10 protein-coding genes are annotated in these 10,157 nt (G+C 71.6%); 6 read left to right on the top strand and 4 right to left on the bottom strand.

Annotated elements, in window-relative coordinates; all coding sequences use genetic code 11:
- Positions 1-233: 233 nt before the first annotated feature.
- Positions 234-1,601, bottom strand: coding sequence for an acyl-CoA synthetase (locus EFK10_RS36160; protein WP_127359874.1), 1,368 nt, complete (start codon positions 1,599-1,601; stop codon positions 234-236).
- 139 nt (positions 1,602-1,740) lie between these two features.
- Here EFK10_RS36160 and EFK10_RS36155 point away from each other — a divergent pair, with 139 nt between their 5' ends.
- Positions 1,741-2,199, top strand: a complete 459-nt coding sequence (locus tag EFK10_RS36155) for a hypothetical protein (protein ID WP_127359873.1) — start codon at positions 1,741-1,743, stop codon at positions 2,197-2,199.
- 10 nt (positions 2,200-2,209) lie between these two features.
- Here EFK10_RS36155 and EFK10_RS36150 read toward each other — a convergent pair whose 3' ends face one another.
- Both EFK10_RS36150 and EFK10_RS36145 read right to left on the bottom strand, forming a co-directional pair.
- Entirely contained in the window at positions 2,210-3,277 is a 1,068-nt protein-coding gene (locus EFK10_RS36150) for an SGNH/GDSL hydrolase family protein (protein ID WP_127359872.1), read from the bottom strand.
- 115 nt (positions 3,278-3,392) lie between these two features.
- Complete coding sequence (locus tag EFK10_RS36145) at positions 3,393-4,175, bottom strand: helix-turn-helix transcriptional regulator (RefSeq protein WP_127359871.1); 783 nt, start codon at positions 4,173-4,175, stop codon at positions 3,393-3,395.
- A 167-nt stretch (positions 4,176-4,342) separates the two neighbouring features.
- Here EFK10_RS36145 and EFK10_RS36140 point away from each other — a divergent pair, with 167 nt between their 5' ends.
- The 4 genes from EFK10_RS36140 to EFK10_RS36125 all read left to right on the top strand — a co-directional run bounded on the left by EFK10_RS36140 (position 4,343) and on the right by EFK10_RS36125 (position 9,403).
- On the top strand, positions 4,343-5,728 hold the full coding sequence (locus EFK10_RS36140; protein WP_127359877.1) for a cystathionine beta-synthase: 1,386 nt from the start codon (positions 4,343-4,345) through the stop codon (positions 5,726-5,728).
- Positions 5,729-6,164: 436 nt separating this feature from the next.
- Positions 6,165-7,001: an inositol monophosphatase family protein gene (locus EFK10_RS36135; RefSeq protein ID WP_127359870.1), complete on the top strand. Its 837-nt coding sequence runs from the start codon at positions 6,165-6,167 to the stop codon at positions 6,999-7,001.
- A gap of 115 nt (positions 7,002-7,116) precedes the next feature.
- On the top strand, positions 7,117-8,337 hold the full coding sequence (locus tag EFK10_RS36130) for an acetyl-CoA C-acetyltransferase (protein WP_127359869.1): 1,221 nt from the start codon (positions 7,117-7,119) through the stop codon (positions 8,335-8,337).
- A gap of 265 nt (positions 8,338-8,602) precedes the next feature.
- Entirely contained in the window at positions 8,603-9,403 is an 801-nt protein-coding gene (locus EFK10_RS36125) for a hypothetical protein (protein ID WP_127359876.1), read from the top strand.
- A 24-nt stretch (positions 9,404-9,427) separates the two neighbouring features.
- Here EFK10_RS36125 and EFK10_RS36120 read toward each other — a convergent pair whose 3' ends face one another.
- Positions 9,428-9,751 (bottom strand): hypothetical protein, encoded by a 324-nt coding sequence (locus EFK10_RS36120; RefSeq protein ID WP_127359868.1) that lies wholly within the window; start codon positions 9,749-9,751, stop codon positions 9,428-9,430.
- Positions 9,752-9,858: 107 nt separating this feature from the next.
- On the opposite strand from EFK10_RS36120, the gene EFK10_RS36115 reads away from it, so the two are divergent.
- A complete protein-coding gene (locus EFK10_RS36115; protein ID WP_127359867.1) occupies positions 9,859-10,089 on the top strand; it encodes a DUF4287 domain-containing protein in 231 nt (76 codons plus the stop codon).
- The last annotated feature ends 68 nt before the right edge of the window (positions 10,090-10,157 follow it).

Raw genomic sequence — 10,157 nt, 5'->3', positions numbered from 1 at the left:
CCTCAAAACCCACACCACTTACGACGAAGCGACCGCCTGGTCGCACCACGCCCAACCCCATGCCGCTTGACACCCAACGACATGGGGTGTCTGACCCGTTCCCGCCTTGTCGCCTGCGCCGGGCTTCTCCCACCCGTGGGGCTTCCCACCGTCGGCGTCCGCGGGCCTGCCGCGCCTGCGGCGGCCTCGTCAGCCCGCCGCAGGCGCGAACTCCGGCGCGCACCCAGCACTGACTACGCCGGAGGCAGAAGCTTCTTCTGCGGCTTCCCCATCGCGTTCCGCGGAAGCTCGTCGATGAAGCGCACCTGTCGTGGCCGCTTGTGTACCGAGAGGTGGCCCGCGACGAAATCGATGAGCTGGGCCTCACTCACCCCGTCGGCGACGACGTAGGCCACGATCTGCTGCCCGAGGTCGGGATGGGGCGCGCCGACGACCGCTGCTTCGCGGACGGCGGGGTGGTCGAGGAGCGCGTTCTCGACCTCGCCGGCGCCGATGCGGTAGCCGCCGGACTTGATGAGGTCGGTCGAGGCGCGTCCCACGATCCGGTGCATGTCGTCCGGCTCGATGACGGCCATGTCGCCGGTCCGGAACCAGCCGTCGGCCGCGTACGAAGCGGCGGTGGCCTCCGGCCGCCCCAGGTAGCCGTCGAAGAGGGTCGCCGCCTTGACTTGGAGCTCCCCCACGGACGCGCCGTCGCGGGCGACCAGCTCGCCGTCCTCCCCCACCAGCCGGGTCGCGACGCCGTCGATCGGCAGGCCGACGGACCCGGGCCGGCGTTCACCATCGGCCCGGGTACTCACGGTGATGAGGCTCTCGGTCATCCCGTAACGCTCGACCGGCCGCTGACCGGTGAGCGCCTCCAGGTCGCGGAAGACCGGCGCCGGAAGAGGGGCGCTGCCGGACACGAGCAGCCGCGCGTTCCCCAGGGCGCGTGCGGCGGAGGGATCCTGGGCGACCCGGCCCCAGACCGTCGGCACGCCGAAGTAGAGGGAGCCGCCGGCCGCCGCGTACGCCTCCGGGGTGGGGCGACCCGTATGGATGAGGCGGCTGCCGACCCGCAGAGCGCCGAGGGCGCCGAGCACGAGGCCGTGCACATGGAAGAGCGGAAGTCCGTGGACGAGCACGTCGTCGGCCGTCCAGTCCCAGGCGGCGGCCAGGCCGTCGAGGTCGGCGGCGATGGCCCGGCGGGACAGCACGACGCCCTTGGGGGCGCCGGTGGTTCCGGAGGTGTAGAGGACGAGGGCGGCCGCGTCGTCGGCCGTTTCGGCGCCCTGCCAGTCGGCGCGCTCGCCGAAGTCGACCGGGGGCAGGAGCTGCGCGCCGGAGTCGCGGAGGATGTGGTCGCGCTCTGCGGGCCCGGCGTCCGGCGGCACCGGCACGACGGGCACACCGGCGAGCAGGCCGCCCACCACGGCGGCGAGGGTCTCCAGGCTCGCCGTGGCGTGCACGGCGACGGCCGGGGCACCGCCGATGCGCGCGGCGACGGCGCCGGCCGCGCCGAGCAGGTCCTCGCGGGAGCAGGACCGGCCGGCGACGGTGACAGCGTCACCGGTGTCGGCCGAGGCCGAGGCCGTGGCCGTGAGGGCGGGCAGCAGGTGCATTGTTCGGCTCCAAGGTCAGCGGGCCAGCGCACCGTCGACTCTACGCACCGACTCCTCCCCGGGGAGGGGGCTGGCCCCTGACACGGTTAGGGGGTTTACCCCAGTGTCAAGCTGCGCCCGGCTCCGTACGGTGTCGTCCATGGACGCCCGCGACCAAGAGCTCAAGAAGGAACTCGCCGCCACCATCCAGGTGCGCAAGGATTTGGGCGAGGAGTACGAGTCCGCGCTGGTCGACTCCTTCATGGAGAAGATCGACCAACGCCTCGACAGCCACGTCGAGCGTCGCGTGCGCCGCGAACTCGCCCAGCACCAGACCTCGTTCGCCCGGGCCGGCCGCCAGGTCGCCCCCGGTCCCGGCCCTGGGGGCGGCGGCGGAGGGGGCCGCTTCGCCGCGCGCTACGGCATGGCCGGCTTCTCCCTCATCTTCGCGATCCCGCTGTCCGCGATCGGCGCCGCGAACGCCGGACTGGCCGGACTGCTCGTCACCTGGACCGGCATCGTCGGGGTCAACGTGGCCCAGTCCGTGGGCGCGTTCGTCGCCGAGCGCAACCTCGACCGGCGCCGCCACCCCAAGGATGACGACGCCTGGGAGGGCTGAGGGCCGCGGCCTACGGCTCCGCCGGGGCAGCCGTCTCGACGCCGACCGGCTCGCCGCCGGGGAGACGCCGACGGCGACGCCGCATGAGCAGAGCCCAGCGGCCCCGGGGCCCGGAGAGCGTGCCGGCCGCGGCGGCGACCTCCGTACCGCCCTCACCCGCGGCTTCGGCAGCGGCCTGGGCGACGGGGAGAACACCCTCGCCACGCCGGGCGTCGGGGCGGTCCTCCTCGGGCCAGAGGCCGAGGGCGGCGCAGAGCGTGGGGAGCATGGCCATCGCGGCGGTGGCGTAGCCCTCCGCCGAGGGGTGGTAGTTGTCCGGGCCGAACATCTCACGCGGCCGGGACTCGAACTCGGGTCCGAGCAGGTCCCCCAGCGACACCGTACGGCCGCCGACGCCGACCACCCCGATGGTCTGGGCGGCCGCCAGCTGACGGCTCAGCCGCCGGGCGACCCAGCGCAGCGGCTGGTAGACCGGCTCGACGCTGCCAAGGTCGGGACAGGTGCCGACGATGACCTCGCTGCCGGCCTCACGCAGCCTGCGTACAGCGTCGGAGAGAAAGCGTACGGACTTCGCGGGCGGCATCCGCCGGGTCACGTCATTCGCGCCGATCATGATGACGCAGACGTCCGGGACGGGCACCTCCTCCCCCGGCGCGCCGTCGCCGTCGCCGTCCAGCAGCTGCGTGACCTGGCGGGCCAGGTCGTCGGACATCGCGCCGGGGTTCGCCACGTTGATCAGCTTGACCGGCCGCTCCGCGACCGCCGCCAGCCCGGAGGCCAGCAAGGCGCCGGGGGTCTCACGGGCCCGGTGGACACCCTGGCCCGCGGCGGTGGAATCACCCAGAAAGCCCAGGACAAGCGGCGGCTCCCCGGGGGGCTGATAGGGGAGCTGGGCGAATACGGAGCCATAGCGGCCGTCGGCGCGCGGCGGGACGGCGTCTGAGCCGCCGACTGTCCGTCTGGCCAGTGCCACCTCGGTGAGCAGCAGGCCGACTGCGGCGCCACCCACCAGGCCGATTCCACCGCCGCCGTACGCGGCGGCCCGTGCGATACGCCGTGCGACCCGGGCCCTCGACATGCTCGCGTCCACCTCCCGTTACGAGGTGCGGACCAATGACGGCGGCCCGCACCCTTTCAACACGTACGTGCCCCGTCGTGTGCCCGATGCAACCCCCGCCGGGATGAGGCGGGGATCACGCGAGGCGCTGTTGAGCGACGTACCAGGCAAGCTGCGTGCGATTGGCGGTGCCGGTGGATTCCATGAGCGCCCGAATGCGCCGTTGGAGCGTGCGGAGCGAGACGCCGAGCTGGGTGGCGATGGCCTTGTCGGGCAGTCCGGACATCAGCAGCGACAGCAGCTGGGCGTCGAGCGCGGGCGAGGCCGGGACTTCCGGGTCGGCGGCGAAGCGCAGCGGCGTCGCGCGCAGCCAGCGGTCCTCGAACAGCTCCAGCAGTGCGTCGACCAGCACCGACGGGTGCAGAAGCAGCAGCCCGGCGGAGGCGAGATCGCCGTGTCCGCCCTCGCTGTCGGCGTCGCCGTGCAGCGGGAGCAGCGCGCGCTCACCGTCGACGATCATCAGCTTCATGGGGACGCGTGGCGTGGCCCGGGCCTGCTCCCCGGGCGGAATGAAGCCGGGCATGTCGGCCGAGCCGGGGTAGTCCAGGGCCGAGGCCTCGTAAAGGGAGCGATAGCTGACGCCTGCGGCGAGCATTTCGGCCTGCACCGGATTGGCCTGGTCGACGTACGGCGGCCGCACGAAGCCCAGCACCTCCTTGCGCGCATCCCGCTGCAGCTGCTGTACGCGGTGCCGCTGCTCGGCCTCGCCGTAGACGACCTCGGCGATGTCGCCCGGCAGCGAGGCGGTGGGGTGATTCCCCTGCTCCGGCGCGGACCGTGCGAGGTCCGCGAGCCGGTCCCGTACGGAGGCGAGTTCGGCCGCCAGACCGTGCAGCGCGGCAGCGGTATGCCTCGGCATATGCCACCCCCCAGTGACGTAAGTGCGACGTGTCGTGGACGCGCCACTGCGCGACTCTACCGCCGCATGATGCCCGGGATACGTAACAGCAGCGTGAAGCGTGCGCCCGCGCACCCCGCGGCAGCGCTTACGCTGGCCTGACAATCTCGGAGAACCCGGAGACAATGGTGCAGTTCCACGACTCGATGATCAGCCTCGTCGGCAACACCCCGCTGGTGCGGCTCAACAGCGTGACCGCTGGGCTTCAGGCCACCGTCCTGGCCAAGGTCGAGTACTTCAACCCCGGCGGCTCGGTCAAGGACCGCATCGCGCTGCGCATGATCGAGGCGGCGGAGAAGAGCGGCGAGCTCAAGCCCGGCGGCACAATCGTCGAGCCGACCTCCGGCAACACGGGCGTCGGGCTGGCCATCGTGGCCCAGCAGCGCGGTTACAAGTGCATCTTCGTCTGCCCGGACAAGGTGTCCATGGACAAGATCAACGTCCTGCGCGCCTACGGCGCCGAGGTCGTGGTCTGCCCGACGGCCGTGGACCCCTCCCACCCGGACTCGTACTACAACGTCTCCGACCGGCTGGTCCGCGAGACCGCGAACGCCTGGAAGCCGGACCAGTACAGCAACCCCAACAACCCGGCCTCGCACTACGACTCCACCGGCCCGGAGCTGTGGGAGCAGACCGAGGGGAAGATCACCCACTTCGTGGCGGGCGTCGGCACCGGCGGCACCATCTCCGGCACCGGGCGGTACCTCAAGGACGTGTCGGAGGGCCGGGTCAAGGTCATCGGCGCCGACCCCGAGGGCTCGGTCTACAGCGGCGGCTCCGGCCGTCCGTACCTGGTCGAGGGCGTCGGCGAGGACTTCTGGCCCACCGCCTACGACCCGACCGTCGCCGACGGGATCATCGAGGTCTCCGACAAGGACTCCTTCCAGATGACCCGCCGCCTCGCCCGCGAGGAGGGCCTGCTGGTCGGCGGCTCCTGCGGCATGGCGGTCGTGGCGGCGCTGCGCGTGGCGGAGGGCCTCGGCCCGGACGACGTGGTGGTCGTACTGCTGCCGGACTCCGGCCGCGGCTACCTCACCAAGATCTTCAGCGACGAGTGGATGGCCTCGCACGGCTTCCTCGACGAGGGCGACGGCCAGGCCCGCATCGGCGACGTCCTCCAGCGCAAGGAGGGCGGCATCCCGCACCTGGTACACATGCACCCCGAGGAGACGGTCGGCCAGGCCATCGAGGTCCTGCGCGAGTACGGCGTCTCCCAGATGCCGATCGTCAAGCCGGGCGCCGGCCACCCCGACGTCATGGCGGCGGAGGTCGTCGGCTCGGTCGTGGAGCGCGAGCTGCTCGACGCCCTCTTCACCAAGCGCGCCACGCTCGACGACCCTCTCGAGCGGCACATGAGCGCCCCGCTGCCGCAGGTCGGCTCGGGCGAGCCGGTCGCCGACCTGATGGCGGTGCTGGGCACGGCTGACGCCGCGATCGTGCTGGTCGAGGGCAAGCCGACGGGTGTCGTCAGCCGCCAGGACCTGCTGGCGTTCCTGGCGGAGGAAGCGAAGTAGGCAGTTCCGCGAAGTGGTACAGGGGCGTCACGTCCACGCAGCACGCGCTTAACACGCGTCCGGCACATTAGTGGATGTCAGCAGGACGACAACCCGAAAATGTGGCACCAAGGACCTCCGGAGCGGCTCCCGGACCTCCATGGTGACCCTAGGACGCGAAGCCCGGCCCTGACCCGGCTCGTGTCCCTCGCGGGGACCGCCGTCGTCCCGCCCCCCGGCAACGGGGGTGCGGCGGTCCCCGCGCTAAGTTTTTCAAAGGCGGCTTCGCCGCAGATCCCGTGTCGACCGCAGCCGGATTCATCCGGCTTGTGGGAGATCGTTCCGCAAGGCGGAACGATCTCCCACAAGCCGGCCACCCAGCCGCATGGGCCCACGGGACCGCAACCACCCACCGGGCAGGCGCGCCACCGAACATCCGTCTGGTTCCATGTCCCGCATGATCCGAGCCGCCGCCCCCGCCGAAACCCTCGCGACCGTCGAAGCCCTCATACGTGACGTCGTGGCCGAAGAAGCAACCCCCCGCTTCGGGAAGCTCTCCGACGCCGAAATCACGGAGAAGAAGGGCCCCCTCGACCTCGTCACGGTCGCCGACCGCAGGATCGAGGAGCGGCTGACAGAGGCGCTCACCGCGCTACTGCCCGGCTCGGCCGTGATCGGGGAGGAGGCGGTGCACGCCGACCCGTCGCTGCGGGACTCGCTGCTGGGCGAGGACCCGGTGTGGATCATCGACCCCATCGACGGCACGTCGAACTTCGTACGGGGCGTGCCGTCCTTCGTCACCCTCGTCGCCCTCGCCCAGCGCGGGGAGCTGCTCGCGTCCTGGATCCACCACCCCACCTCGGGGCGGATGGCGGTCGCCCGGCGCGGCGAGGGCGCCCTGCTGGACGGCGAGCCACTGCGCCTCACGCCGGAGCCAGGCTGCGAAGCCGCCGAGGTGCTGCACATGGCGAGTGCCCGGCCCGCGCACCTCACCGCCGAGCAGTACGACCGCTTCTACGGGCTGGGCCCGACGCACCGGATCAAGGCCTGCGCGAGCGGTTCCGCGGGGTGCGACTACCTGGACGTGGCGCGGGGGCAGCTCGACGCTGTGACATACGTGTACGACAACCCCTGGGACCATTCGGCCGGCATCCTGCTGGTCGCCGAGGCCGGCGGCGCCGTGCTGCGCGCCGACGGGAGCGGCCCGTGGCGGATGGCGGACGGGGCGCAGCCCTTCGCGGCGGGGCGGGACGCGCTGGCCGCACGACGCGTGGCGGAGCTACTGTCGGCGTAATGACTAAGCGGGCGCTCAGAAAGAGGCCCGTGTCACAGCATGTAGTGCGTGACGGACTGCGCTACGTGCGGGTAACTTCCCAGAGAGTCCAGCCGCCTCGACGAGGAGTGTCGCGATGCCCGAAGCCGTGATCGTCTCTGCCGCCCGTTCGCCGATCGGGCGGGCGTTCAAGGGATCCCTGAAGGACCTGCGCCCGGACGACCTCACCGCGACGATCGTGCAGGCCGCCCTGGACAAGGTCCCCGGCCTCGACCCGCGCGAGATCGACGACCTGATGCTGGGCTGTGGCCTGCCGGGCGGCGAGGCGGGCTACAACCTGGGCCGGATCGTGGCAGTGCAGATGGGGATGGACCACCTTCCCGGCTGTACGATCACGCGCTACTGCAGCTCCTCCCTCCAGACGACCCGCATGGCGCTGCACGCCATCAAGGCCGGCGAGGGCGACGTCTTCGTCTCGGCCGGCGTCGAGACCGTCTCCCGCTCCATCAAGGGCAGCTCCGACGGCCTCCCCGACACCAAGAACCCGGTGTTCGCCGAGGCCGAAGCCCGTACGCAGGACCGGGCGGAGCACGGCGGCGGTGAGTGGCACGACCCGCGCGAGGACGGCCTCATCCCCGACGCGTACATCGCGATGGGCCAGACCGCCGAGAACCTGGCGGCCCTGAAGGGCATCACCCGGGCCGACCAGGACGAGTTCGGCGTACGGTCCCAGAACCTGGCCGAGGAAGCCATCAAGAAGGGCTTCTGGGAGCGCGAGATCACCCCGGTGACCCTCCCGGACGGCACCGTGGTCTCGAAGGACGACGGCCCGCGCGCCGGCGTGACCCTCGAAGCGGTGCAGGGCCTCAAGCCGGTCTTCCGCCCCGACGGCACGGTCACCGCGGGCAACTGCTGCCCGCTCAACGACGGCGCCGCCGCGCTGATCATCATGAGCGACACCAAGGCGCGCGAGCTGGGCCTGACCCCGCTGGCGCGGATCGTGTCGACCGGCGTGTCGGGCCTGTCCCCCGAGATCATGGGCTACGGCCCTGTCGAGGCCTCGAAGCAGGCGCTGCGGCGGGCCGGTCTCTCGGTCTCCGACATCGACCTCGTCGAGATCAACGAGGCCTTCGCCGCCCAGGTGATCCCCTCCTACCGGGACCTCGGCATCGACCTCGACCGCCTCAACGTCAACGGCGGCGCGATCGCGGTCGGCCACCCCTTCGGCATGACGGGCGCCCGCATCACCACGACGCTGATCAACTCCCTCCAGTGGCACGACAAGCAGTTCGGCCTGGAGACGATGTGCGTCGGCGGCGGCCAGGGCATGGCCATGGTCATCGAGCGACTGTCCTGAGCTTCCCCGTGAAGCCCGGTTCAATCGCCGTGAGCTAAGTCGCAATCTAACCGCCCCCAGGACGTGACCTTGTCCCGGGGGCGGCCTATTTGTGCAGGTCAGGGGAGTATCACCCTTTCGAGCCAGGACTGAAGACCCACTCATTTCGTGACGTTCCGCACTGCAAAGGCCAAGGATCGCGGTGCACAGTGGTGGAGTACGTCGAGCAATTCGAGTACGAAGGACAGGCTCGGGACAGACAGTCGGGAGTTCGCCAGTGAGCGCCATGATCCTCATTCCGCTTACGGTCGCGGTAGCCGCCGTGGCCGCGGGGTTCGCCGCGCTACTCACCGCGCGTGGCCTGCGCCGCGACGTCACCGCACTGCGCGAGGACCTGCTGGCCGCCCGTGCCGCCGGCGCGATCCAGGTGCCGGCCGCTCGTACCGCCTCCTCTTCGGCCGACGCCGACGCGATACGCACCGCCGTCGCCGACGCGCTGGCCGACGAGCGCGAGCGCGAACTCGCCGAGGCCCGCGCCTTCTGGGCCGCCCAGGAGGCCCGCGAGGCCGCCGACGCCCCGCTCTTCGGCGGTGCAGGCCCGCTGGGCCCGCCGCTCGGCCCGCTCGGCCCGCTGCCCGGCGCCGAGCACTCCGACTACGAGGTCCTGCCGTACGGCCCGTTCCTGCCGCGCCAGGCCGACCTGGCGGGCCTGGACACCGACCTGGAGCCCGAGGCGCCCTTCCGGCACCCCTCGGACGCGGACTTCGCGATCCCCTCGCCGGTCGTCGCCAACCAGGAGCAGACCGCCGAGCGTCTCGCCGACCTCGCCGACGCCCGCATCCCCCTCGCCGACGTCCGCCCCGGCCCGCTGGGCACCCTCGACGTCTACGTCTTCGCCGACGGCACCACGCTCTGCATGACCCCGGGTCACCGCGAGACCGCGCTGCAGCTCTCCGACGCCCTCGACCGGGGCGAGAGCCCGGTGCTGCTCGGCGGCTCCGCCATCGCGGGTGCGTACGCCCTCACCTTCACCTACGGCGAAGAGAGCGTCTACATCCTCGCGGACCGCGTGGTCGCCTCGCTGTAGGAAGGTAAAACCTTCTGGGGCCTTCTAGAGCCCGCAGCGCTTCGCGGCGAGCTCGATCCGGGCCACCGCGGCGTCCCGCACCTCCGCCAGTTCCGGCAGCCGCTCCAACGCGGCGGCCAGCTCATGCCCGGCCACGGCGATCTGGTCGCCGATCACGAAGACCCCCTCGTCGGGCATCAACCGCACCTCGCGGCAGGGGAATTCAACGCTTTGCGCCTGTGCCGAGAGCTCCCGGGCCAGGGCGAGGCCCTCCCGCGCGACACCGCCGCGCAGCCGGCTCTGCGGCAGCGAGCGGAAGCGTCCCGCGAGCCGGTCGGCGGCGTTCCGTAGATCCGTACAGTCGAGCACGAGCGCGAGCCTACCCGTGCGTACACATAACCGACGGTCTGAGAGTGTTGCCAACACCCGACGTCTCAGGCACGGTGGGGTAACCGGAACGCATACCGGAGGCGCCGATGTCCCAGATCTTCTCCGAAGAAACCCACCGGAACCTGCTCTCCCGCATCCCTCATTGCACTGGCCGCGAGATCCGTGAATGGCTCCGCGCCGTCGACGACGGCCCCGCCTTCCTCCGCTTCGACGAGAAAGTCAGCTGGCTACGCAGCGAGCACGACCTGTCCTACGGACACGCGAAGGCGATCGTCCACGAATACGACTTGAGGCGGGCCGCGCGGAAGCTGCTCTAGCGCGCACCTGCTCCGCGCCCCCTCCGCACAGAAGACGGGCCCGGGAAGGCAACGCCTTCCCAGGCCCG

Source organism: Streptomyces soli, assembly GCF_003999195.1.
In the GTDB taxonomy this organism is placed as follows: Bacteria; Actinomycetota; Actinomycetes; order Streptomycetales; family Streptomycetaceae; genus Actinacidiphila; species Actinacidiphila soli.
The sequence above is the reverse complement of the archived record's forward strand: the minus strand, read 5'-3'. Positions and strand labels throughout refer to the sequence as shown.

What these genes read in the sequence shown, in the direction of transcription:
- EFK10_RS36135 (WP_127359870.1), top strand. Translation starts at nt 6,165, where the DNA reads ATGATCCGAGCCGCCGCCCCCGCCGAAACCCTCGCGACCGTCGAAGCC.
- EFK10_RS36160 (WP_127359874.1), bottom strand. Translation starts at nt 1,601, where the DNA reads ATGCACCTGCTGCCCGCCCTCACGGCCACGGCCTCGGCCTCGGCCGAC.
- EFK10_RS36125 (WP_127359876.1), top strand. Translation starts at nt 8,603, where the DNA reads ATGATCCTCATTCCGCTTACGGTCGCGGTAGCCGCCGTGGCCGCGGGG.
- EFK10_RS36115 (WP_127359867.1), top strand. Translation starts at nt 9,859, where the DNA reads ATGTCCCAGATCTTCTCCGAAGAAACCCACCGGAACCTGCTCTCCCGC.
- EFK10_RS36145 (WP_127359871.1), bottom strand. Translation starts at nt 4,175, where the DNA reads ATGCCGAGGCATACCGCTGCCGCGCTGCACGGTCTGGCGGCCGAACTC.
- EFK10_RS36155 (WP_127359873.1), top strand. Translation starts at nt 1,741, where the DNA reads ATGGACGCCCGCGACCAAGAGCTCAAGAAGGAACTCGCCGCCACCATC.
- EFK10_RS36130 (WP_127359869.1), top strand. Translation starts at nt 7,117, where the DNA reads ATGCCCGAAGCCGTGATCGTCTCTGCCGCCCGTTCGCCGATCGGGCGG.
- EFK10_RS36150 (WP_127359872.1), bottom strand. Translation starts at nt 3,277, where the DNA reads ATGTCGAGGGCCCGGGTCGCACGGCGTATCGCACGGGCCGCCGCGTAC.